The organism is Ancylomarina salipaludis (assembly GCF_004122035.1).
Taxonomy (GTDB): Bacteria; Bacteroidota; Bacteroidia; order Bacteroidales; family Marinifilaceae; genus Ancylomarina; species Ancylomarina salipaludis.
This window is the reverse complement of record NZ_SAXA01000004.1, coordinates 218912-244426: the sequence shown is the minus strand read 5'-3', so window position 1 is coordinate 244426 and position 25515 is coordinate 218912. Positions and strand designations below refer to the sequence as shown.

At 37.7% G+C, this 25515-nt stretch carries 23 protein-coding genes; 4 read left to right on the top strand and 19 right to left on the bottom strand.

What is annotated here, in order from left to right; genetic code table 11:
* Positions 1-66 precede the first annotated feature (66 nt).
* A complete protein-coding gene (locus tag EO244_RS06585; protein ID WP_129253859.1) occupies positions 67-1227 on the bottom strand; it encodes an iron-containing alcohol dehydrogenase in 1161 nt (386 codons plus the stop codon).
* 296 nt (positions 1228-1523) lie between these two features.
* On the opposite strand from EO244_RS06585, the gene EO244_RS06580 reads away from it, so the two are divergent.
* Positions 1524-3137 (top strand): dipeptidase, encoded by a 1614-nt coding sequence (locus EO244_RS06580; protein ID WP_129253858.1) that lies wholly within the window; start codon positions 1524-1526, stop codon positions 3135-3137.
* Between the two features lie 69 nt (positions 3138-3206).
* Here the strand turns inward: EO244_RS06580 and EO244_RS06575 are convergent, their stop codons facing one another.
* The 3 genes from EO244_RS06575 to EO244_RS06565 all read right to left on the bottom strand — a co-directional run bounded on the left by EO244_RS06575 (position 3207) and on the right by EO244_RS06565 (position 4981).
* Positions 3207-3926 (bottom strand): protein-L-isoaspartate(D-aspartate) O-methyltransferase, encoded by a 720-nt coding sequence (locus tag EO244_RS06575; RefSeq protein ID WP_241687953.1) that lies wholly within the window; start codon positions 3924-3926, stop codon positions 3207-3209.
* Positions 3927-4094: 168 nt separating this feature from the next.
* A complete protein-coding gene (locus EO244_RS06570) occupies positions 4095-4370 on the bottom strand; it encodes a hypothetical protein (RefSeq protein WP_129253857.1) in 276 nt (91 codons plus the stop codon).
* A gap of 293 nt (positions 4371-4663) precedes the next feature.
* Positions 4664-4981 carry an ASCH domain-containing protein gene (locus tag EO244_RS06565; protein WP_164977429.1) on the bottom strand — a complete coding sequence of 106 codons (318 nt, stop codon included), beginning with the start codon at positions 4979-4981 and terminating at the stop codon, positions 4664-4666.
* 100 nt (positions 4982-5081) lie between these two features.
* Between EO244_RS06565 and EO244_RS06560 the strand changes: the two genes are divergently transcribed.
* Both EO244_RS06560 and EO244_RS06555 read left to right on the top strand, forming a co-directional pair.
* Complete coding sequence (locus EO244_RS06560) at positions 5082-6581, top strand: M28 family metallopeptidase (protein ID WP_129253855.1); 1500 nt, start codon at positions 5082-5084, stop codon at positions 6579-6581.
* A 170-nt stretch (positions 6582-6751) separates the two neighbouring features.
* On the top strand, positions 6752-7537 hold the full coding sequence (locus tag EO244_RS06555; RefSeq protein WP_129253854.1) for a hypothetical protein: 786 nt from the start codon (positions 6752-6754) through the stop codon (positions 7535-7537).
* Here EO244_RS06555 and EO244_RS06550 read toward each other — a convergent pair whose 3' ends face one another.
* The 14 genes from EO244_RS06550 to EO244_RS06500 form a co-directional block, all read right to left on the bottom strand.
* Positions 7538-8335, bottom strand: a complete 798-nt coding sequence (locus EO244_RS06550) for an alpha/beta hydrolase (RefSeq protein WP_129253853.1) — start codon at positions 8333-8335, stop codon at positions 7538-7540. It abuts the gene before it with no gap.
* Between the two features lie 133 nt (positions 8336-8468).
* Positions 8469-11693 carry a carbamoyl-phosphate synthase (glutamine-hydrolyzing) large subunit gene (gene carB / locus EO244_RS06545; protein WP_129253852.1) on the bottom strand — a complete coding sequence of 1075 codons (3225 nt, stop codon included), beginning with the start codon at positions 11691-11693 and terminating at the stop codon, positions 8469-8471.
* A 55-nt stretch (positions 11694-11748) separates the two neighbouring features.
* Complete coding sequence (carA, locus tag EO244_RS06540; RefSeq protein ID WP_129253851.1) at positions 11749-12831, bottom strand: glutamine-hydrolyzing carbamoyl-phosphate synthase small subunit; 1083 nt, start codon at positions 12829-12831, stop codon at positions 11749-11751.
* Between the two features lie 57 nt (positions 12832-12888).
* A complete protein-coding gene (gene argH / locus EO244_RS06535; protein WP_129253850.1) occupies positions 12889-14226 on the bottom strand; it encodes an argininosuccinate lyase in 1338 nt (445 codons plus the stop codon).
* Between the two features lie 21 nt (positions 14227-14247).
* Positions 14248-15324, bottom strand: a complete 1077-nt coding sequence (locus tag EO244_RS06530; protein WP_129253849.1) for a M20 family metallo-hydrolase — start codon at positions 15322-15324, stop codon at positions 14248-14250.
* Positions 15324-16103: an acetylglutamate kinase gene (argB, locus tag EO244_RS06525; protein WP_129253848.1), complete on the bottom strand. Its 780-nt coding sequence runs from the start codon at positions 16101-16103 to the stop codon at positions 15324-15326. Before argB ends, EO244_RS06530 begins: the two co-directional genes overlap by 1 nt.
* Before the next feature lie 2 nt (positions 16104-16105).
* Positions 16106-17233 (bottom strand): aspartate aminotransferase family protein, encoded by a 1128-nt coding sequence (locus tag EO244_RS06520; RefSeq protein ID WP_129253847.1) that lies wholly within the window; start codon positions 17231-17233, stop codon positions 16106-16108.
* Positions 17234-17325: 92 nt separating this feature from the next.
* Positions 17326-18291: an N-acetyl-gamma-glutamyl-phosphate reductase gene (argC, locus tag EO244_RS06515; RefSeq protein WP_129253846.1), complete on the bottom strand. Its 966-nt coding sequence runs from the start codon at positions 18289-18291 to the stop codon at positions 17326-17328.
* A 1-nt stretch (position 18292) separates the two neighbouring features.
* The gene (locus tag EO244_RS06510; protein ID WP_129253845.1) at positions 18293-19492 is read right to left on the bottom strand and encodes an argininosuccinate synthase; all 1200 of its coding nucleotides are present in this window, start codon (positions 19490-19492) and stop codon (positions 18293-18295) included.
* Positions 19493-19518: 26 nt separating this feature from the next.
* The gene (locus tag EO244_RS06505; RefSeq protein ID WP_241687952.1) at positions 19519-20088 is read right to left on the bottom strand and encodes a GNAT family N-acetyltransferase; all 570 of its coding nucleotides are present in this window, start codon (positions 20086-20088) and stop codon (positions 19519-19521) included.
* Positions 20089-21216: 1128 nt separating this feature from the next.
* Entirely contained in the window at positions 21217-21390 is a 174-nt protein-coding gene (locus EO244_RS16905) for a hypothetical protein (protein ID WP_164977428.1), read from the bottom strand.
* 138 nt (positions 21391-21528) lie between these two features.
* On the bottom strand, positions 21529-21684 hold the full coding sequence (locus EO244_RS16900; protein WP_164977427.1) for a hypothetical protein: 156 nt from the start codon (positions 21682-21684) through the stop codon (positions 21529-21531).
* 117 nt (positions 21685-21801) lie between these two features.
* Entirely contained in the window at positions 21802-21957 is a 156-nt protein-coding gene (locus tag EO244_RS16895; RefSeq protein ID WP_164977426.1) for a hypothetical protein, read from the bottom strand.
* A gap of 80 nt (positions 21958-22037) precedes the next feature.
* Positions 22038-23636: a vitamin K epoxide reductase family protein gene (locus tag EO244_RS06500; RefSeq protein ID WP_129253844.1), complete on the bottom strand. Its 1599-nt coding sequence runs from the start codon at positions 23634-23636 to the stop codon at positions 22038-22040.
* Between the two features lie 537 nt (positions 23637-24173).
* On the opposite strand from EO244_RS06500, the gene EO244_RS06495 reads away from it, so the two are divergent.
* The gene (locus EO244_RS06495; protein ID WP_129253843.1) at positions 24174-24482 is read left to right on the top strand and encodes a YciI family protein; all 309 of its coding nucleotides are present in this window, start codon (positions 24174-24176) and stop codon (positions 24480-24482) included.
* A gap of 105 nt (positions 24483-24587) precedes the next feature.
* Here EO244_RS06495 and proC read toward each other — a convergent pair whose 3' ends face one another.
* Positions 24588-25388, bottom strand: coding sequence for a pyrroline-5-carboxylate reductase (proC, locus tag EO244_RS06490; protein ID WP_129253842.1), 801 nt, complete (start codon positions 25386-25388; stop codon positions 24588-24590).
* Positions 25389-25515: the final 127 nt, after the last annotated feature.

Genomic DNA, 25515 nt, shown 5'->3' with positions numbered 1-25515 from the left:
TATTGGTTCGTAAAAGGGTTAAAGAAAGAGCTCACATCCTCAGACGCAAGCTCTCCAACTTATTTTTTATAATCTATCGACTAGAATCTTTTCTGCATCTTCAATTTTCACATCAGGCAGCATGCCAATAGATGGCAGTTGTCTGTCAGTAAATCGTTTGATAATGGTATCAATGGTCGCTCGTCCTACCTTATGCTGACTCAAACGGGTTTGAATACCAATTCGATTGAAAAAGTCCTCGGTTTTCACGATAGCCATCGCTATTCTTTCCTCCTCGCTTCCTTCGGTAATCTTCCAGACTCTCTCAGCATATTGCAATAGTTTTACGTTTCGCTTGTCCTTTAGATGAGTCATCAAACCCGGAAGCACAATCGCTAGTGTAACAGCGTGGTCGATACCATGAAAAGCGGTCAGCTCGTGGCCAATCATATGCGTTGCCCAGTCACTTTGTACACCAGCACCAATCAATCCATTCAGAGCCATAGTTGCAGCCCACATCACATTGGCATACTCGTCATAATTTGGTGTTTCAGAATTGTAAGCCTTGGTGCCTTCTTCAATCAAAGTCATCAACAGACCTTCTGCAAAACGATCCTGAACAGGCGAATTCACCGGATAAGTCAGGTATTGTTCCATCACATGAACAAAAGCATCGGCAATACCATTTGCTATTTGTCTCTTTGGAAGAGAATAAGTCACTTCCGGATCTAAAATTGAGAATTTAGGAAACAATAAAGGCGAACCAAAAGCGAGTTTCTCTTTGGTCGCCACTTTTGTAATAACACCACCGCTGTTCATTTCAGAACCTGTAGCTGCAAGCGTTAAAACAGCACCCAAATCAATTGCCGACTCAACACGTGCTCGTTTTGCCAAAATGTCCCAGGCATCTTCGCCTTTATAACATGATGCCGCCGCAATAAATTTAGTTCCGTCAAGAACCGAACCCCCACCAACGGCCAATAAAAAATCAATCTCTTCAGCTTTTACAAACTCAACGGCTTTCATCAGAGTTTCAAAATGCGGATTGGGTTCAATACCGCCAAACTCTTTTACATTATAACCATCCAAAGCAGCCATTACCTGATCGTAAACGCCATTTTTCTTAATGCTTCCCCCACCATAAGTGACTAAAATTTTAGCATCTGCAGGGATATGTTTATTTAATTCTGAAATTTTCCCTTTTCCAAAAAGAATCTTAACGGGATTGTAAAAATCGAAATTATTCATAATCTGTGTTTTATATTGTTTTGTTATGAAATGACTCATGAAAATTTGAGACTTCAAGTTAAGTTTAATTTCAAATAATTAAAAACAATATGCAGATGTTAAGCATTATTTAACAGCTTCAATCTTTCAAACCGGAAGCTCCACTCTTTTTCATCAAAAAAATCTGTCTATAAACATTGCATTTATCATGAAATAGCAATTGTAAATAAACTATATTGGGCATCTGAATTTTTACAGAACACAACCCTAGCTAGAAATAGCTGTTAAAACCAATAATAAACCTTTTTAAACAACACATGAAAAAAACATTTTTATTAGCCCTTATGAGCTTGAGTATTGCACTGCAATTTACTTATGCTCAAGGCGCTTTAGAACAAAAAAACGATCCGTTTTTTGGGGAAAGCTGTACCAGTATTATGGTCGGTAAAAAAGCAACAACCGATGGTTCTGTTATTACCAGTCATACCTGCGACGGACGTTACCGCACCTGGTTAAGCATAGAAAATGCTCAAAAGTTTGACAAAAAAGAGACTCATAAGGTCTACAAAGGAACTTTGAAAACAGAAACGGCCTGGGATCAAAGAAAGGTTGAACTTGCGGGTGAAATTGATGAAGCAAAATCGACTTTTGCCTATTTAAATACCGCTTACCCATGTCTTAACGAAAAACAACTTGCTATTGGAGAAACAACCATTGTTGGCCCCGAAGAATTGGTTAACGATAAAGGGATGTTTCTGATTGAAGAATTGGAACGTATTGCTCTGCAGCGTTGCACAACGGCTCGCGATGCGATCAAGCTAATTGGCAAACTGATAAAAAAACATGGTTACGGCGATTGGGGTGAATGCATCACAATAGCTGATAAGAAAGAAGTTTGGCAACTAGAAATCTTTGGTGAAGGTCCGGATCAGATTGGTGGCGTTTGGGCCGCACAACGTATTCCTGACGATCACGTAGGTATTTCTGCTAACATTTCCCGAATTGGAAAACTTGATCTTAAGAATTCAGACTATTTTATGGCATCGGATAACGTCTTTGAAGCGGCTAAACGTTTGAAGCGTTGGGATGGCAAAAAAGAATTCAAATTCTGGGAAGTCTATGGTGGCGTTGAGAAACCTTTCAAAATTCGTGAGTTTTTCGTTTTAAATCACTTCGCTCCTTCACTGAATCTTGATTTTGAAGCTGATGAATTGCCTTTTTCAGTAAAACCTGATAAAAAAATCTCTGTGTATGACGTGATGGCTATGTACAGAGAAACCTATGAAGGCACTCAATATGACATGACTCAGAATCTTAAGGTGATTAAGAAAAGATACAATGACAAAAAAGAAGTGATTGGTCAGGACACTGTAATTGCTCCTAATGCACATCCCTGGCCAACGGGTAACACCCGCAACTTAAGTAATTTTCTGAAAGAAGGAACCATTGAATACCAGCGTACCGTTGCTGTATCGTGGTGTTCTTATTCATTTGTTACACAATTGAGAGATTGGTTACCTGATGAAATTGGTGGTGTAGCATGGTTCTCATTTGACAATCCGGGTCAAAGTCCGCGTATTCCGATATATGCTGGTACAACTGAATTACCTGAATCATTCAATTACTGCGGACAAAAGCGTTTCCGTGCTGATGCCGCTATTTGGGCTTATCGTAAAGCCAACAAATTAGCCACTGTTGAATGGCAAACCACACGTGAAGAAATGATGGCTGATGTTGCACACTTTGAGACCAAAGGTCTTGAAGATGGCGCAATTCTTGAAACTAAAATCGAGAAACTGATTAAAGCAGGTCAGAAAGATGAAGCTCGTAAGCTTCTAAATCAATACACCAAAGACTTCACCGGAGCCACAATGCTTCGCTGGAAAGAATTGGAAAACAAGTATTGGGGAAAATTTGGCTTGGGATTCTAAGCCTGTAAATAGAAACTAAAAACGCTCGTTCCATCAGGAACGAGCGTTTTTGTTTTAAGTCTGTATTATTTAATATTCTCTGCCCTTTTCATCAATCATTGGGACAAAACGAACCGGAATCACATCTTTTCGAACAAGTTCACCATCTATTTTTTTCAAAAGGACCAAACTCTTTACATTTTTAGCACCAATTGGAATCACCAAATTACCATTTTCACCCAACTGATCGATCAAAGGCTGTGGAATCTTGCTCGGCGAACAGGTTACGATAATAGCGTCATAAGGCGCATGTTCCTCCCATCCCATATAACCATCTCCCCATTTCAAATGCAAGTTGTCGTAGTTTAATGATTCTATTGTCGATTTTGCTTTCAGAGCCAGGCCTTCAACAATTTCGATGCTATAAACCTCCTTACACAACTCTCCCAGTATAGCTGCCTGATAGCCCGAACCTGTACCAATCTCTAAAACCTTACTATCAGGATTAATATCCAATAATTGGGTCATAATTCCAACGATATAAGGCTGAGATATAGTTTGCCCAAAGCCAATAGGCAATGGCGAATCAGAATAGGCTAAATGACGAAACTGAATGGGCACAAACAGATGACGTTCGACCTTTTGCATGGCTTTAATGACATCCTTATCGTTAATGCCCCGAGCTTCAATTTGTTCCTTCACCATTTTATGTCGCAACTGCTTGTAATTCATCTTTTGAGCTCTGGCTTCCCCATTTCGTCCGCACACGCCAACTAAAAGGAAGAAGCTTATTAATAGGTATTTATTCATTATTTTCCTTTTTATTGGAAATAAAGTTACAATAATATTATACTTAATACACATTAGAGCTTCATATTATCAAGCTTTCTTTAATATTTTATGGGCAAAAAAAAGAGTTGAAGGTAAAACCAACAACTCTCATATCTTGTGTAAAAATTATTAACCCAAAATAATATTCTAATTACACATCATTGCAGATTGAATTAAACTCACCCTTAACACAATGTGTCCGTTAGGTTTATTGCCTACAAATTCAGGTTTAAAACCTGCAGCTTCAAGCTCCGACTTTACCAATCTGATTAATTCAGAACTCACATGATTAAAATGATGAGCAACAACCAAACTTCCTTTATTAAACTTCTTTTCGAATTTGTCTAATATTTTACGAGCCTCAATTTTATGTTGTTCAATTTCCTTTTCTACAATATGGCTATATTCTGCAACGTTCTTCATAATTTGATCTATTTTTCAAGTGAATGGTTGTAAGTATATTTTTTATCTCTAATTAATGTTCCTAATAAACGACTATTGAGAACTTATATTCCCGTACTCAAAATATCAATGAGAATTATTTAATTAAATTTCTCTCTGACAATTATAAAACTTTTTTATTAATAATTAATGATGAAATATGAAATTATTTAGACTAACGTCAAAATAATTATGACTAAAGAAATCACACCAACATATATCACCCTCAAAAACAAGTAGTTTAATATCTATAACGAAGAAAGACTTTAAATATTTTATTTTTTATTCATAATGCATCTAAATTCGACCAACATTAACAGATCATCTGCTTGCAAATGTGGGTAAAAACCAAGTAAAGCATTCCATAATTCATCCTTGGTGTTAAAGCCATCCTTTTGTACAGCACTCAAACTCATTTCATTAATAGTCTGATACGTAATTTCAACAATCTCAATTGGTAAACTTTTCCCATCTGAAAAATCAGCCATAGCCGTCCCAAGTGGATAATGTGGCTCTTCAATACGAGCCGTTTGAGTCTTCTCCCCTTGCAGGATCATATCGTAAAAGCTTTCGTGAAAATGTATTCTTGTCATATGCATTTATTTTGTACTATTAAAATTAAACCTAAGGTGCAGGTATCTAATCTTAATATAAAATCACTATTTTTAAATTTTATGATATCTAATATTCTGTATGAAACGATTAAGATTTTACTTATTATTATCCATAGGCCTTCCGTTGGCTGGTTTTTCACAAAACTATTCTAATATTGACTTCGCTCGACAAATTAACGAGAAAGAACTCAAAAAAAATGTTGAAGTTTTGAGCTCTGCCAAAATGCAAGGTCGCGAAACGGGAACGAAAGGCCAGAAACTTGCTGCGAACTTTATCTACAATCAATTCAAAAATTGCGGACTTACGGGTATCAACAAAAACACCGATAGCTTAAACTATTTCCAAAGCTTTAATTTATCGAAACTCAAATTACCTTCAGGTAAAATACAGACTGAAAGAAAGAGCTTTTCTAATTATAAAGACTTTATTGCTGACCCCCGACAGGATTCTATTTCATTGAATATCAATGTTGTCTTTATTGGTAATGAGCCAATAGAAAACTTTTCAGAAATTGATTTTACTGATAAAGCCGTACTTTTTCTAACTTCAAATTTTCATAAAGCATACGGCCGTGCCCATCACATATGGAAACACTCAACTCCCAAACTAATTCTTTTTAATGATCCCATCAATAATAAAGTATTCAATCGGTTTTTGAATACAAAAAAGCGTGTACGAAATCAACGATTTCTGCTAAATGAACCCATTCAAGACTCAACACATCTCTCCAGTCAAACTGATTTGTACACATGCTTAAAAGAGAAACTCATTATTCCCATCTCAACACAAATGGCAAAAACACTGACAGGACTGAAGACAAAAGAATTAAAAGAAATAGCGAATAAACAAAAACATCTCAATAAAACGACAAACTGTCCAATCCATTTTGAACTTAATAAGGAAGACGATATTATTAAAACTGAAAATGTATATGCTCTGATTGAAGGCTCTGAAAAACCTAATGAGTACATTGTTATTTCATCGCATTACGACCATTTAGGCAAACAGGGAGAACATTTATTCTATGGTGCAAATGATAATGCTTCGGGAACTGCTGCCGTAATCGAAATCGCAAAAGCTTTTAAAGAAGCTGTCAATAATGGAATCAGACCCAAACGCAGCATTCTGTTTGTCGCCTTTACAGGGGAAGAAAAAGGCCTGTTGGGCTCTAAATACTTTATCGATCATTCACCGGTTCCTTTAAAATCTATTAAGACAAATCTGAATTTAGATATGCTGGGTCGAATGGATGACAAGCATTCTAAAAGCGACTATATCTACCTCTTAGGAACTTCTCATTTAAACCCTAAACTGAAAAAGATGAGTGATAGTCTTAACACTCTGCATCCCAAACTCATTCTCGATTATGAATACGATCAGCCCAACAACCCACTCTACGGGGCTTCTGATCAAGCCTCATTTGTTCGAAAAGGCATTCCTGCCATCATGTATTTTAATGGTCTCCATCAAGACTATCATACAGAAAATGACACCGCAGATAAATTAAACAATAAAAATATTGAGCGTGTTGCACAACTCGTTTTCCTTACTGCTTGGGAGCTTGCTAATCAACTTTGAAGCAAAGCTTCAAGTCTTAAAATTAAGGTCACTCATCCACAATTCAGATTCTTTTATCAACAAAAACTTAATATGTCATTTCATTTTTAATTATTATTTGTTCAGTAAAATTCTGATTTTCTAGATAAGAAGCACTATTTTTGTGGAATATAATCAATAATTTCATACTTATGAGAGCGTTTTTACCCCTATCGATCATTACCTTGAGCATCGTATTTTTCTCTTGCAAGAAAGAGTCCAAATATCTTGGATATGTTGATGAAAACGAAGCTTTAGTTGAAAAATTAGAGAAGATAAATGGTGATGCGAGAACATATAATTACGATTTTAAGATTTTAGAAAATCCTAAGGCTGAAGGGGTCAATTATTACAAACCAACGCTTATTTCTGAAGCTCTAACAAGTATTCCTGAAGAAATGGAGGCTGCCATTCACTTACCATCTGTAGATGATTTTCCTTTTACAACAGGTACTGAAAAAGCAAATATTGTCACGTTTTGGAATAGAAGTAATAAGCTTGTCTTTCAAATTCAGATCGCTTATTTAGAAGAAGCAGCTGAATACAAGGCAAACAACCAGGATTTCTTCATTATATCTGCAACCCAACTTCCGGATAACCCCTTTATTGATACGGCATCAGAAGATGATCCTATTGACAAATGGATTGAAGAATTCAAAATGGATGGGCCCAGTGAACCGGTAGATGTTCGAATCTATCAGAAATTGGAATTAACTCCCGAACTGCCACTATTCTATAAAGATCGATTCAGGAATTGGTCGACCATGTATCCATATTACTCATACGATGAGTCTAAAAACTATATTGAACACACCTCAACCGGGGCTTCGATCTATTACGCATGGCACGATGGTCTCATTTTCCAGATTGGATACAAATTCACTGATGATACAATTGATGTGGAATCTCTCGTTAGAAAAATCATTTTAGGATCCTAACTATAGTCCATCACAATGCCTTTTCAGATGTCTTAGACCATTCTGCATGTCATCATCAGAATAATGCTGCCAAAAGCTATCAAAACCATGTTCTACCCCATACAGATACTCAAAGCTGTGGGGTAGTTTTATTTTATCCAAAAAATCATGCATCTCGAAAGAGGCCTTTCTGTTTTGGTTTCTAACAAAACGATCTTCAGTTCCAATTTCAAGATACAAGTTCACTCCTGATTCAACTAAAGCCTGTCTGTTCCTTTCAGCCAGATCTTTATTCATCTCAAGGCTGTAATCGCTAACATAGCCTATGGCAATAACAGATTTAAAACTCTCCGGATATTTAAACAGATAATGCAAGGCACCTCCGGCTCCCCGGGAATGCCCCTCAAGCGACACGCCTTTTTCTATACTCCCGGCTTTAAAATTCGTTCTGCAAAATTCGATAAATTCCCCGTTGATTTCCGGTACAAGCAAAGCCTCATTTTCAGGTGTAAACCACTGAATCAGATCCGGATCTTCATTTCCCCGAATACCTGCAATCACAACATCAGGAATCTCTCCCAACTTAATCCATTGATTTAAGTCATCCTCCCTAACATACTTTGAGAAAGTTGTTTCATCACCTCCCTGCCCATGCAAAAACAAGATCAATCGATAACTCCCATTGGGATTCCAATTGGGTGGTAAGTAAGCGAAATAGGGTACGCTCGATCGAACTTTACTTTCAAAAGTTGAAAAGGTATACTGACCTGCTGCATTAGAATAATCGAAGTTTAAAGCCATAGTTGATCCAATCGTCATATAAATGAAAACAAAACTAATTATTTTCCATACTAAAACAGAAGATATGCATGGAGTATGATTCCTGTATCAAAAAAAATCCTGACAAAGCTCAAAGCCTGTCAGGATTAATTTTGGTTAATTGATTAGAAGCCTAGGATAAATAGTGGCTATAAGTATTGATATCCAAAGTCTCCAACGATTTTTTACAGAATGAGTAAATAAACGCACTGGCTAATCGAGCATTGGTTACCAAAGGCACATTCAGATCAATAGCTGCACGTCTGATTTGATAATCATTATAAAGCTCATTTTCACTCAAATTCTTTGGAATATTAATGACAAAATCAACTTCTTTGTTTCGAATTAAATCCAAGGCTGTTTTCTCACCCTTTTCATCCGGCCAGGCGACAGCTTCTATCTCAACATCATTCTCAGAAAGGAATTTTGCTGTCCCGCGTGTTCCATATAGTTTGTAACCTTTCTCCTGAAGCATCTGAGTACTCTGAAGCAGTTCAATCTTCGAGCGAATAGGTCCACTACTAATTAAAACAGCTTTCTTCGGGATGCGATAACCCACTGAAATCATTGACTTTAGTATTGCATCATAATAATCCGGTCCTATACAGCCCACTTCACCCGTCGAAGCCATATCGACACCCAAAATTGGATCTGCTTTTGACAGTCTTGAGAAAGAGAATTGTGAGGCTTTCACCCCAATATTTTCCAATTCAAACATAGAAGGCATCTGCGATGGAATAGTTCCATTCAGCATGGCTTTCATAGCTAATTCCACAAAATTGTAATCCATAACTTTCGATACAAATGGGAAACTACGACTGGCTCTCAAATTACATTCGATCACTTTTATATCGTTATCCTTTGCCAGAAGCTGCATATTAAATGGTCCGGTAATATTTAAGGATTTCGCAATTTCTTTTGCAATCTTACGAATTCGACGAATCGTCTCGAAATACAGCTTTTGAGGTGGAAATACCAATGTGGCATCTCCTGAGTGAACCCCAGCAAACTCAACATGCTCAGAGATCGCATCAATCAAAACCTCACCATCCTTAGCAACACCATCAAACTCAATTTCCTTGGCTTGCTGAATAAACTCACTAACCACAACCGGATATTGTTTTGATACCTGAGTCGCCAGATTTAAGAAATGTTCCAATTCATTCTTATTGGATACCACATTCATAGCTGCACCTGAAAGGACATAACTTGGACGAATCAGCACAGGGAATCCAACTTCATCTATAAAATTGTGGATGGCCTCAATGCTTGTCAGCTCTTCCCAACGGGGTTGATCAATTTTTAAATAATCAAGCATAGCTGAGAAAGTCTTTCTGTTTTCCGCTCTGTCGATGCTTTCGGGAGATGTGCCTAAAACCTTTACATTCGCTTTGTGCAAGCGCATCGATAAGTTATTAGGTATTTGACCTCCTACTGATACCACAACGCCCTTAGGCTGCTCTAATTCGATAATATCAAGAACTCTTTCAAATGATAGTTCATCGAAGTATAAACGGTCGCAAACGTCATAATCCGTACTCACCGTTTCCGGATTGTAGTTAATCATGACTGATCGGTAACCTTCTTTCTTCACACCATTTAAAGCATTCACACTACACCAGTCGAATTCCACACTGGAACCAATACGATAAGCACCCGAACCCAAAACGATAACAGACTTATTATCATTCTCATAAGTCAAGTCATTTTCACTTCCACTATAAGTCAAATAAAGGTAGTTGGTTTGAGCAGGATATTCAGCAGCAAGGGTATCAATTTGCTTCACAACAGGAACAATACCGAGTTTTTTACGGGCATTTCTCACCTGCAAAAGCTCAGCTTCCATATTGCCATCTTGTGGTTTTAAAACAAAACGTGCAATCTGAAAATCAGAGAAACCATACACCTTAGCTTTTCTCAAAAGAGTCGAATCCAAAGCATCAAGCTGATTAAACTTTTTAAGCTCCCATTTTAGCTTGCTGATATTCTCCAATTTACTTAAGAACCACTTATCAATCGCTGTTAAGTCGTGAATCTGATTGACAGAATACCCTTTCTCAAAAGCTTGTGCGATAGCAAAAATTCGCATATCCGTTGGATTAGAAAGCTCCTGATCAACATCTTCAAACTTTGAATGTGGATTACCAACGAAACCGTGCATCCCCTGTCCGATCATTCTAAGGCCTTTCTGAATCGCTTCTTCAAAGTTTCTACCAATGGCCATCACTTCACCCACCGATTTCATACTGGAACCAATTTCCTTGGTTACCCCTTCGAACTTATTTAAATCCCAACGGGGAATTTTACACACCACATAGTCCAAAGCAGGCTCAAAACAAGCCGTTGTGGTCTTAGTCACCGCATTCTTCAAATCCTGAAGGGCATAACCCAAGCCCAGTTTTGCAGCAACAAAAGCCAAAGGATATCCCGTTGCCTTTGAAGCTAAAGCTGATGAACGAGACAGACGAGCATTCACCTCAATCACACGATAATCCTCGGAATTTGGATCCAAAGCATACTGCACATTACATTCCCCAACCACACCCATGTGACGGATGATTTTAAGAGCCAGCGATCTGAGTTTGTGATATTCAGAGTTCGTCAGGGTTTGCGAAGGAGCAATCACGATACTCTCACCCGTATGAATTCCCAGCGGATCGAAGTTTTCCATATTACAAACGGTAATACAGTTGTCGTAAGCATCGCGTACCACCTCGTATTCAACCTCTTTCCATCCTTTTAAAGATTCTTCTACCAAAATTTGAGACGAATAGGATAAGGCATTTTCTGCCAGAGTTCTCAATTCATCCATATTGTTACAGAAACCTGAACCTTGTCCACCAAGGGTAAAGGCTGCACGAACAATAATCGGGAAACCCAACTCTCCTGCTGCCGCTAAAGCATCATCAATCGACTCTACAGCCATACTCTTTGGCGTCTTCACGTCGATCTTGCGAAGCTCGTTAGCAAAAATCTCTCTATCTTCTGTTTTGATGATGGTTTCGATAGGCGTACCTAAAACCTTCAGATTATATTTTTCAAGTGTTCCGGCATTAAAAAGCTCAATCCCGCAATTCAAGGCTGTTTGCCCGCCAAATGCCAAAAGAATACCATCGGGTTTTTCTTTAAGAATCACTTGTTCCACAAAATATGGGGTCACAGGTAAAAAATAAATTTCATCAGCAATCCCTTTGGATGTCTGTACGGTTGCAATATTGGGATTAATCAAAACGGTTTTAATCCCTTCCTCTTTCATGGCTTTTAAAGCCTGCGATCCCGAATAATCAAATTCTCCAGCCTCTCCAATTTTTAGAGCTCCGGAACCTAATACCAATACTTTCTTTATATTATGAGTCATACTTTTCTGAGTTAATGTTAAGTCACTTTTCTTTTAAATCTTCTCCTTTTTTACTTTACGCTTTACCCTTGTACTTTTCCATCAATTCGATGAACTCATCAAACAAGAACTCAGTATCAGTAGGCCCACTTGAGGCTTCCGGGTGAAACTGAGAGGCAAAGAAAGGTTTGCTTTTGTGCTTAATTCCCTCACAGGTATTATCATTGGCATTTTCAAACAAAACCTCCCAATCTGATGGTAATGTATCTGTATTGATCGCATAACCATGATTTTGAGAGGTGATAAAACAACGCTTGGTTCCGTTTAATAGCACAGGCTGATTGTGTGATCGATGCCCGTATTTCAGCTTATAAGTATCTGCTCCGGCAGCTAAAGCCATCAGTTGGGTCCCGAGGCAAATTCCCATAATAGGACGATCCTGATTAATGGCTGTTTTAACATGCTCAATAGCCTTAACATTTAGTTTTGGATCGCCAGGGCCATTCGAAATAAACAAACCATCGTAATCTTCATTCGTAAAATCGAAGTCGTAAGGAACACGTGTAATTGTTGTATCTCGTTTCAACAGACAGCGAATGATATTGTTTTTAACCCCGCAATCCAACAAAAGAACTTTGTGCTTCCCGTTACCATATGTTTTAATTTCTGTAGTGCTGACCTCAGAAACCAAATGACGGGAATTTGGATCCTCGAAAGGCAAATCCTGATCATCGAAAACAATCTTAGCTTTCATACTTCCCCCATTTCGAAGCTTCTTGGTTAGTGCCCGTGTGTCCACACCATAAATACCAGGAATCTGATGTTCTTTCATCCAATCCGAAAGACTCAAACTGGCATTCCAGTGGCTAAAATCCTCAGTGTAATCCGAAACGACAAAACCAGATAACTGAATCTTCTCTGACTCGAAGTGACGAAACAAATCATCTTCTTTTCGGTCTCCCGGAACACCATAATTCCCAATTAAAGGAAAAGTTGTCACCAAAATCTGCCCGCGATACGAAGGATCACTTAAACTTTCGGGATAACCCGTCATGGCTGTATTAAAAACCATTTCTCCGGCTACAGAGCCTTCGTAACCAAAAGAAGTACCCAGGTATTCACTCCCATCTTCAAGTATTAACTTTGCTTGTTTCAACATAAATTGTAATTATATAATGGTTGTTATAATATTTAAAATCAATCGTCTATTAAGATACTAACTTCTGCCTAATAATTCCTGATAAGCTTTATCAATCTTAGAGAAATTGAACGCAGATATCGTTTTTTCTAACTTCTGTTTAATCTCTTCGTTACAGAGATTTCCTAAACTGCCCTCGTGCTGATGGTTTAAATGACCGTCGAATTTAAAGTCACCAGACTCAACCAGTGCACCAACTTGTTTGTAAGCATCACGGAAAGGAACACCTTTAAGCACCAATTCATTCACCATCTCAACCGTAAACAGGTACTGGTATTTCTCATCATCCAACAAATGCTTATTGACTTTCACATTTGAAAGCATGATTTGTGTCATTTCTAAACATGAAATCAGCTGATCGAATGCCGGCATAAAGAACTCCTTAGTCAGCTGGTAATCTCTATGATAGCCTGAAGGTAAATTTGAACTCACAGCCTGTATTTGTGCCGGTAATACCTGAAGCGCATTCGCCCGGGCCCTTACCAACTCGAAAACATCCGGATTCTTTTTATGCGGCATAATGCTGCTTCCGGTTGTAAACTCGTCAGCAAAGCTGATAAAACCAAAGTTTTGAGAGTTATACAAGCAAGCATCCATTGCTAGTTTTCCAATGGTGTAAGCCATGTTGGACAAAGCCGACAAAACGGCGAATTCCATCTTACCTCTACCCATCTGAGCGTAAACCACATTATAATTCAGGTCATCAAATCCTAACAATTCGGTTGTCATCTTACGATTGAGAGGAAATGAAGAGCCATAACCCGCACCAGATCCCAATGGATTCTGATCAACCAACTTAAAAGCTGCCTGTAAGAGAGCCAAATCATCAGCTAATGCTTCAGCATAAGCTCCAAACCATAAACCAAATGAAGATGGCATGGCCACCTGCAAGTGGGTATAACCTGGAATCAAAATATCCTTGTATTTCTCTGAATTTTCAATCAAGACCTTAAAAAGTTCCTGAGCTTTACCAACCAACTGCTCAATCTGATGACGTGTAAACAGTTTCAAATCCAAAAGAACCTGATCGTTTCTTGAACGGCCTGAGTGAATCTTCTTTCCCACATCGCCTAAAGCCTGAGTCAGAAGAAATTCAACCTGAGAGTGCACATCTTCTATGCCCTCTTCAATCAGAAAATCGCCCTTTTCTATATCAGTAAATATCTTTTGCAGCTCCTTTTCAACCAAAGTAAACTCCCCTGATTCCAAAAGGTTAATGCTTGTCAGCATTTTGCAATGCGCCAATGAACCCAATACATCAAAAGGAGCCAATTGCAAATCAAGCTCGCGATCTTTCCCAACCGTAAAGTTTTCTACATTCTGATTAATCTTCGTGCCTTTATCCCAAAGTTTCATATCTGTTGATTTTACGTTTAGTTATCCTTTTATCTCAATATCAAGTCCATTCAATAGCTGATAATAGATCTCAACCCCCTCTTCTATTTCTGACAAATTGATGTATTCGTTAGCCGTATGCGAACGAGCTGAATCTCCCGGTCCAAATTTCAAAGTTGGGAAGCCTTTCATGATAGCCTGATCCGATGTGGTTGGCGAACCATAATAGCTTCTCCCCATCTTAATCCCAGCCTGAACCAGCGGGTGATTCATATCGATGCCTGAAGAATTCATTCTAAAAGATCTGGCTTTTACATCACTTTCAATTTGCTGATCAATCAAATCAAAAAGGTCCTGATTGCTATAGTGTTCATTACTTCTCACATCCACAACAAATCGGCAACTATCCGGCACTACATTGTGCTGACAACCAGCTTCAATCTGAGTCACCGTCATTTTTACTAGTCCCAGTATATCCGATTCTTTTTCGAATTTGTAGGTTTGAAACCATTGCAAATCCTTCATGGCTTTATCAATGGCATTCACCCCTTCGCCTCGGGCTGCATGTCCGGCAACACCTTTGGTTTCAACATCCAAAACCATTAAACCCTTTTCGGCAATAGCCATTTGCATAAGCGTGGGTTCCCCAACAATTCCCAAGTCAATCTTTCCAATTTCATTCTGAATCAGTTCGAAACCATTTACACCCGAAATTTCTTCTTCAGCAGAAGCGGCAAAAACCAAATTATAGGCTTGTTCCTTTTCATCCAGAGCCAGAAAAGTCGCCATCAGCGAGCATAAGCAGCCACCAGCATCATTCGATCCAAGGCCGTACAGTTTCCCATCTTCCACAAGAGCTTCAAAAGGATTCTTTGTCCAGGATGCAGAAGCATTTACCGTATCCAAATGAGAATTCAGTAACAATAAGGGTTTCCCATCGGCATTGTGTTTGCCGTAAACCCATACATTATTCCCTTTTCTATAGGTCTGATAAGCCTGTGATTTTAGAATCGTTTCGATTAAATCAGCAGCCTGATTTTCCTCTTTACTGTATGATTGTATGCCAATTAATCCTTTAAGGCTTTCAATGGCAAGTATTTTATATCTCTCTAAATTCATCACTTACAGGCTATCAATTCGGTTCCACAATAATCATCACCCGACATTCTCAAAAGATCTCCAATAAGCACGTCAACCCCTTTATTAAAAGCTTTAAACGCATTTTCAGTCTTTGGCAACATGCCCTTGTTGATGGTCCCATTTTCTTTCATTTCCTGATACAATACGGCATCTAAACATTTCAGATAACTCATATCGTCATCAGGATGAATTAAAACACCAGGCTTTTCAAAAGAATAAATCAGTTTCACCTGATAATTCTCACTCAAAGCTATAGCAATTTCCGTAGCAATTGTATCCGCATTGGTATTTAAAAGCTGACCTTTCCCATCGTGTGTGATAGCTGAAAGCACCAATACCTTATCTTGTTCAATGTAGGTTGATAAAGCCTCCTTATTAACTGCAGTCACATCACCTACAAAACCATAATCGATACTTGTATGCTGACGTTTTTCTGCTAAAATCAAATTGTCATCGGCACCACATAAACCCATCGCTTTTTGATTTAAAGCCTGAAGACCTGCTACAATTTTTTTATTGATCCAACCGGCATACACCATACTAACCAACTTTAAAGTCTCAGTATTGGTGATTCTACGACCATCAATCATGGGTGAATCAATTCCCAATTGCTTCGCCATATCTGTCGCCAATTTGCCTCCTCCATGAACCAGAAGTTTAGCCCCTTTTATCTTCGAAAAGACTTCAAGACTGGCTGACAACTTACTTTCATCATCAATCAGCTTGCCTCCAATTTTCACTAGCGTTAGTTCCTTCATCTCTATTGTTTTTTTATCAAAGATGAAAACTCGCTAATAAATGTTTCAGCCTCTTTCATACTAAGGGTTAAAGGCGGTAATAATCTCAGGGTCTTTTCCCCTGAAGCACCTGTAAAATAGCCTTTCTCAAAAAGTAAGGCCGACTTTATCTCAGCCATATTTTCCAAATCAACGCCTATCATCAAACCTTTGGCTCTTATGGCTTTTTCTCCCACAAGTTTCTTCAGTTCATTTTCTAAATACTGCCCCACTTTGGCCGCATTCTCAATCAGTTTTTCTTCTTTCATCACTTCCAAAACCGCAATTCCTGCAGCACAAGCAAGATGATTGCCACCAAAAGTGGTTCCCAAAAGTCCTGATTTCCCTTCAATTTTAGGATGAATCAGCACACCAGCAAGAGGAAATCCATTCCCCATCCCCTTAGCAGTTGTAATGATATCGGCTTTGATATCTAAGTGCTGGTGTGCAAAAAACATCCCTGTTCTTCCGTAACCCGATTGAATCTCATCGAGAATCAACAAGGCCTCATATTTTTGACAAAGGCTTTCTGCCTCTTTTAAAAACTTCTTCTCGGGGATGACAACGCCATTAACCCCCTGTATACCCTCCACAATAAATGCAGCAACATCACCTTTTACAAGTTCCGTTTTTAAGGCTTCACTGTCATTCATATCTATAAAAACCACCTCGTGTTGGGCATTATAGCTTGAGGCCAGCTTGGCATTATCTGTAACAGCAAGTGCGCCACCAGTTCTTCCATGAAAAGCACCTTTTATGGCAATAACCTTTGATTTCCCGGTATGAAAAGACGCCAATTTTAAAGCATTCTCATTAGCTTCTGCTCCTGAATTGCATAAAAACAGGTTATAATTGGTATAGCCCGAAAGCTCACCCAATTTCTCTGCCAATTGATCTTGCAGCTTGTTCTCTACCACATTGGAATAAAAACCCAAACATCTTATCTGATTTTCGATACGAAACAGGTAATGTGGATGAGAATGGCCGATTGAGATCACACCGTGTCCTCCGTAAAAATCCTTATATTCTTTCCCCTTAGCATCGGCGAGCGTAATGCCCTCGCCTGATAGCAGGTTGATATCGTATTTTGTATATGTATTGAATAATTGCATAGCAAAACTTATTTAGAAATTGAGACAGATGAATCAGAAATTTGAATGGCGTAGAAATCTCTAATCACCCATCTCAACTCAAAATTCATAAATTAAAAAGCGACTGGTTTCAGTCTTAATCCCAAATCCTCAGGCAATCCAAACAGAATATTCATATTCTGAACTGCCTGTCCTGATGCTCCTTTCAACAGATTATCAATCGTTGAAACAATCAACAGTTTATCACCGTGTTTCTCCAAATGCAAAATGCATTTGTTGGTGTTCACCGCTTGCTTCACATCGGTATTCGCATCACTAATCACCACAAAAGGGTGATCCTGATAATAATTCTGATAATGAACCATGGCTTCGATAAGACTCCACTGACATTGGGTATAAACCGATGCTAAAATCCCTCGGGAGAAATTCCCCCGAACCGGAATAAAATTTACCGCTTGCTTAAAACTATTCTGTAATTTACAAAGACTCTCTTTAATCTCAGCTAAGTGCTGGTGTTCAAATGCTTTATAAAGTGATACATTATTATTCTTCCACGAAAAATGAGACGTTTCAGTAGGTGCCTGACCGGCTCCTGTCGAACCTGTAATGGCTGTTACATGCACTTCTTCGTTTAAAGCCTGATGCTTAGCCAAGGGCAATAATGCCAATTCAATTGCAGTAGCAAAACAGCCTGGATTTGCAATGTATTTGGCCTTGGCAATCGCTTCTTTATTCATTTCCGGCAGACCATACACAAACTCATGTTCCTTATTTTCCAATCTAAAGTCCATACTCAAATCGATGACCTTTAGATTTTCCGGCAATTTGTTCTTTTCAAAAAAACTTTTACTCTGACCATGTCCCGAGCAAAGAAAAATAACATCTACCGCCTCAAAATTGGCTGGCGTAAAATTCAAATAACATTCGCCAAGTAAGTCTTTATGTACCTTACTTATGGCCTGTCCATTATGACTGCTACTCTGTACAAAAACAATTTCTGCTTCAGGATGCCAAAGTAAGAGTCTCAACAACTCACCTGCGGTATAACCCGCTCCTCCTATGATTCCAATTTTAATCATCTTACTTTGCATTTACGGTATGATAAATTTTCATCGAATTGGCCAAAATCGTTGTGAACCCTTTCACATCCTCTGCTGTCCATCCCTCATTTTTCTCACCATACTGACCAAAAGCATCGTTCATCAAATCGTGTTCTGAATTCACACCAATCATTTGATAATACTTTGGATAAAGCATCAACTTCACTTCTCCCGAAACGGTTTTTTGTGAATCTTCGAGGAAACACTCTATATTTCTCATCAATGGCTCAAGATATTGAGCTTCATGCAGCAACATGCCGTAAAAATCACCCAACTGGTCTTTCCAATGCATTTGCCACTTACTCAAACAATGCTTCTCAAGCATTTCGTGAGCTTTTAAAATTAAAACAGGTGCAGCTGCTTCAAAAGCAACCCTCCCTTTGGTGCCCAAAATGGTGTCACCTATATGCATATCACGGCCAATTCCGTAGGCCGATCCTATTTTCTCTATGGTTTTAATGGCATCAAGAGGATTCTCAAATATCTCTCCATTTACCGACACAAGTTCACCCTTTTCAAAACCGATACTCAAGGCTGAAGGTTCAGTTTGTGTTACCTGTGAAGAATAAGCCTCCTCAGGAATGGTTTGATCTGAAACCAGGGTTTCTTTACCTCCGATACTGGTTCCCCAAATCCCGGCATTTATTGAGTAAGCCATCTTCTCAAAAGCATCATCAATACCCGCTTCTTTTAGGTATTGGATTTCCTCCTCACGACTCAGCTCCAAATCTCTGGTAGGGGTTATAATTTTGGCATTGGGAGCCATTATCTGAAAAATCAAATCGAATCTGATCTGATCGTTACCAGCACCTGTACTCCCATGGGCAATAAAATCGGCTCCAATTTCATTGGCATATTGGGCAATGGCCATGGCCTGAAAAGCTCTTTCTGAACTCACCGATAAAGGGTAACAATTGTTCTTCAGAACATTGCCCATAATGAGGTATTTGATACACTTTGCGTAATAGTCTTCAGTCAAATCGATGCTGATGTGTTCAATTACGCCCAGCTTTTGAGTTTTCTTCTCAATTGCGGCCAGCTCTTGCTCGCTGAATCCGCCCGTATTTCCCAATACGGTATAAACTTTCATTCCTAAATCCTTCGACAAGTGAAGGGCACAATAGGTTGTATCTAATCCGCCACTGTAGGCTAAAACGACTTTTTTATCTTTTGTTACCATGTTTTTCTTTTTGCAATGCGTGACTACTAAAATGTTTTTTGAGGCTTATTCGGTTCGCACAACATACCTGTACACAAACACATTTTGTGTTGAGTTCTTTGCAGAATGTCGTAGTTCACACACGAGGCGCATCCTTTCCAAAAAGAAGCATCGGTGGTGAGTTCCGAAAAAGTAACGGGCTTGTATCCCAAGTCTGAATTGATTTTCATGACAGCCAAACTGGTGGTGAGTCCGAAGATTTTAGCTTCGGGGAAACGCTTTCTCGACAGAGCAAAGGCTTTCTCTTTTATTTGTTTGGCTAAACCAACATAACGGTAGTCCGGATGGACAATCAGTCCCGAGTTGGCCACATACTGCTCATGCTCCCAGGTTTCGATATAACAAAAACCAATAACCTGATTCCCGGCAAAGGCAATTATCGATTTTCCTTCCTGAAGTTTTTGAGCGATGTATAAGGGATTTCTTCTAGCAATCCCTGTTCCTCTTATTTTAGCAGCTGTTTCAATCATTTCGCAAATTTCAGTCGCATAATTGGTGTGCATTACGCCTGCTTCGATAACAGCTATTTCTTGTTTTATATCTACAGTCAATTCCATTTGTTCTTAAAAATCTATGTTTCCCAAAATAAGGCTACACCTGTCAGGCTTAACCATTTGTTGTTAATGTCAATATTGAAGCTTTCTCTTAAGCCATTTGTTAGTTTGCTTTGTCGGAGCCTTAGTTGCCTTTTCCTGGTCAAAAATGTGTTCATCTTGTTAAAATTTAGTTCTGATTGATATCTTTATTTTCTCTTTAAATCACTCTTTATCTGCACCTTTTATCACTAATAGGGCACAAAAAAAGCCCACCGTGGTCGACGGCAAGCTTATACATATCCTATTTCAGTTAATAGCACATCAGACTCATCCGCCCCTTCTGGGTAGCAGTTCGAACGCAAGTGGCGTCGGCTTACTGTGTAGATAGTTGTTGGCATATGAGTTACTCTTGTGAATGAAACTGTTGTGAAAAAAATAGTTTAAAAAAAAGGCTTACCGTTCAAACGGTAAGCCTTTAAAATATATCATGATCAATTCTGATTACACGACAATAAGACACCTACCGCTTTCTTTGAAAGTGCGCTTCGTCTTCGTCGGATGTTAAAAAATTGATTCATTGTTCTCTGTTTTACTCTTTGTTTATATTTTGAAATTGGGCATAAAAAAAGCCTTCCGCTGTAAAGGAAAGCCTGGACAATAATCCATAAACGTTGCTTCCTTATTGTTTGAATAAAGATCTGCGTCGTCGGATTATCATTTTTGTAGCCATGCTCTTTCTGTTTTTTGTTGTGACAAATGTAGAAACAATTTTTCAATAAATCCAAATGATGATAGCCTGCTCTATCCCTGCAAAGGTGTGCGGCGCTTTTATATTCCGAAGTTAAACACCTGTAAATACTAGCCTTAATAAGGATTTATTTTTTTTGAAAATTTTAAATTAATTGCCGCTTTATTGCTTCAATTTAAATAGATGACACCCTATATGCTAAAGGAAAGCTATACCACACTTCTACAAAAACTATAAAACTCCAAACTTCTAATCAAAACCTTAAGAAGTCCATTTTCTGATCCTGTCAATATTTAGTTTTTTCTACCAGAAAAACCTGTTTGTCATCCACTCTGTAAATAAAAAAAAGACTATCTCAAACAGAAGACAGTCTCATTTACATGGATTTATAAACTTAAAGATTAACGGTTTAGATCAGAAATATATCTCAATCGACAGTAACCATTTCTACATTCCCAGGCAGAAACATCACCACAATCACTATCTACAGAACACTGTTTTTGTCCACCTTTAACAGTTTGCTGTTCCTTTTTGCTTAAAATTTTAGCGTCGGTTAAATTTTGTAATTTCTTCATTTTATTAAATCTTATTAATATCTGTTTTGAATATTTATAATCATCAAAAATTTTGTTCCTTACTTAGAATAAATAGCTTTATAAAAGGAAGGTTGGTCCAGGTATCCTGAACCAACCTTCCTTTTATATAATAGTCAATTACTCTAACATATAGCGTTCACAAGTACCATTAATAAAAGTCCATCCTGCAGGGCAAGTTCCGTCAGCATAACATTGCATTTTACCACCTTTAACTACTTGTTGTTCTTTTTTACTTAAAATTTTAGCTTCAGTTAAATTTTGTAACTTTTTCATAAAATAAAATTTTAATGTAATTAATATTTGGGGTAATTAAAATGACTCAAATTTTAGTTTAGAATTATTTAGCCTATTAAAAGTTTTATACTTCTTTAAGCTATATCAAACTTAAATCTACATAACACCCTCAACACAAATCCCTCTATAGCAAGTAAATCCAACCCAACATTCAGCATTGGTTTTACACTCTTTAATGTACCCACCTTTAACAGATTGTTGCTCTTTTTTGCTTAAAAATTTAGCTTCGGTTAAATCTTGTAACTTTTTCATAATATAAATTTGAATTGTATTTAATTGTTCCGAACTTTTTGCAACTGTCGGAACTTCAGTTTTATATTAATCAACGTCCCTTAGCTCATGACAAGCTCTGAATCAACCTGTTCCCCTATTTCATGCAAGTCACTTAAGAAATATTGTAATTCTTCAAAGTCATATTCTTCCGGATAAGATCTCCCATTAACCAAAACCTTAGGTGTAAAGAGAATTTTATTATTGACACACCATTTTTTCTCTTCTAATAAAGCATGAAAATACCTCTCGTTCCTCGTTTCGCCCCATTTGTCTAACCATTTTAAATATGATGTATCAGAATAAACTTCATTCATAGCTGCAAGACACATCTGCTCACCACTTGTATGATATATCTCCAATAGTCTTGCTGATATTTTATTATCAATTGACTCAGTATTATTTGACAAATTGAAACGAATAATAATTTTCACATCTGTCTCATGGTTTAATAATAGATGAACCAATTTATGAGCATTTTTACAAAAACCACATAAAGGATTAGTGATAATAACAAGCTCCAATTCAGATGCTTTTGCACCCAATATGATTTCATTAGCACCTGTGATAGTTGTGTTTATTGCTTGGGATCGCGAAAGCAGATTGTAAAATATTTCGAAGTTTCTTTTGAATTTATTAAACTGTATACTCAGTTTAAAGTATTCAGGTTTTAGTCTTATTTGAGGAGCAACATACAACCATCCTGCGGTGATAAGATATGCACTAAAAGCAAATATTATAAATGCACCGGCTTCTGAAATCTCTATTGGTATTGACTGAATATTCGCAATTGCCAAAGCTGATTGCAGCCACAACACAAACACAACCCCAAGGCAAAGGAGACACCACTTTTTAACAATCCGAAATTGATAATAAATGGAATAAATTGTAAACGGAAGTGCAATAAGACTTATCAGATAGATTGGGTTGAAGTTAGACTTACTGATGACAATAAGGAAAGTAGCTACAATCGATGTTAGAAAATATATAATCCCAAGATCACTCAGTTTAAATAAACCTAAAACAATGGCTCCTTTTGACTGCATCACATCATCACAACTTATTTTGTTGCTGACACCCGTACAAATTTTATTCAGAATTTGAGACGATGCTCCAATCTCGTGCTGAAGGATAAACACACATATAGTAAGTCCCAGTAGTGATAAAACAAAATAAAGGAATTCATATAAATTCAAACTCATGAAATAAAAACAGATCGCTAATAAAACTGGACTTGTAATAAGTAATCCTCTTGAAAGCCAAGGTGCTGAATCTGTTTTTATATTCTCATCTGCTTCAACAACCAAAACAACGCCATTCCAAATGTCAATAAAATCAGCTATGGATATAAGTTCTGTCTTTTGATCCTCATATGTAATTTGAACCCCCTTCTCTTTCTTGCTAATTAACACAAAATGATTATTCCCATTAACTCCAACATGAGCGATAAAATGAAGGGGCAAAAGATCAATACTTTCTTGCGTTTGGGGAATTTCTATTGCAAGATTTGGGATATGGAAATGATCCAATACACCTGTAATTGAATGTAAACTGGGATATGAAGGATGACCAAGCAACTGAAGCCTTAATTCGTCATTGTTAACTTTTATATTGTTTCTGGTCAATAATTGTTTTAGCAAGTAATATAAACTCTCATCCATCTGAAGTAAGAAATTTTAGTGTATCCTAATATTAATTGGCTGGTGAAATGGATCAAAAGTCGATCAAAACTACTAAGGCAACATAAAAATAAATCCACAACACCGACATTCATTTTTTGAACAGATCTAATTTAATAAAATAATATTTAAATAATCATTACAACTTAACATTTATTTACGCTTAAACTAAAACAATGTCTGTTTATCAATGAATTCCGTTTATTCACAAGACATACAGACGAAATTACATTTTACAAAACCTGATATTTAAATTGCAACTCAAAACTACAAACTCATCTCACAACAGTAATCATATTTATTTCACCAAGTAAATATCTTAATACTGTTTTTCTGTATCAATCGAAATTTCATCCACTCTTTTGGGGCATTGTCACTATCTCACAATTGCAACTTAAGCATTGGAATAAAAAATCTGTTATTTAAACAAAAGCGTATCGACAAATCAAATCTGACACAATGATTCAAATGCATATTTTTTATAGATTTGTCTGAACATAACTAAAAACAAAAATGCAAATGTTTATTGTATCTGTAAATTACAAAGTCAGTCTGGATATCATAGAGCAGCATTTGGCAGCTCATGTCGACTATTTGAAACAACAATATGCCCTTGGAAATTTTATAGCCTCAGGACGACAAGTCCCTCGCACGGGCGGTGTGATTCTTTCCAATATGGAAAATAGAGAGGTTTTAAATGCGGTATTGGCACAAGATCCTTTTAATCAAAACAATTTAGCGGATTATATAGTCACAGAATTTGTGCCCAGCATGACTTGTGAGGAGTTGGAATTTCTAAAAATACCCCAAACCCCTAAAGGGGCTTAGGAGAGATATCGATATTCAAAACCTGACAGGTTAATTTTCATTATTGTAAATAACCTGTCAGATTTAATACCGCTTAGAGTAAAGCTGTTTTTTTTAAGTCTTTCCTTATGAAATCTTATCGTACGAAGTAACAATCCCTTTGATCAGCGAGGAACTCAGTCCATTGTGCTCCATCTCATTCAATCCAAGAATGGTACAACCCTTTGGGGTGGTTACTTTATCGATCTCGAATTCCGGATGATTCCCTCTTTCTATCAATAAATCAGCAGCTCCTTTTACGGTTTGATTCACGATGGCAGTAGCCGTTTTCGAATCCAAACCAATTTGAATTCCCCCCTGCACCATGGCGCGAATAAAACGCAGAACAAAAGCGGTTCCGCAAGAGCCCAGAACCGTAGCCGCATCCATTAGTTCTTCATTAATGATAATACTGGTTCCGATTTTATCGAAAAAATATTGTACCGTTTTAAGTTCAGATAACCCGGCTTCGTTGTGACAAATACTAGTCATCGATTCCTTCACATCCGCAGCCGTATTGGGCATGGCTCTAAAAATAGGCAAATTAGCAGGCAGAGCTTCTTGCAGCTCGTTTACGTGCACGTTAGTTGCCAGGGAAATCACTGTATGTTTTTCTGGGTTCAAATGCTCCTTAATATCATTCAATACACTCAAAACCTTATAGGGTTTCACAGCAACAATAATCACATCCGACTCGCCTACTGCCCAAACGTTATCGGTCGTGATTCTCACCCCATGCGCCTCATACGACTCAATGGCTGCAAGACTTCGCTTGGTTGCTATAATATGTTCTGAGGGGTAGTCCGTATCATCAACTAAACCATTTAATATCGATTTGCCCAGGTTACCACAGCCTATGATACATACTCTTTTGTTTTTTAAATCCATGTCTTGTTTTCTTAAGTCTATTATGCACACAATTAAAGCTGCTTTGAATAAACAAAGCAGTTATTAAACTTGAAAATGCTAATAGAAATTGTATTTGTTGAGTTTTCGGGCCGCAAGTTAGCTATAT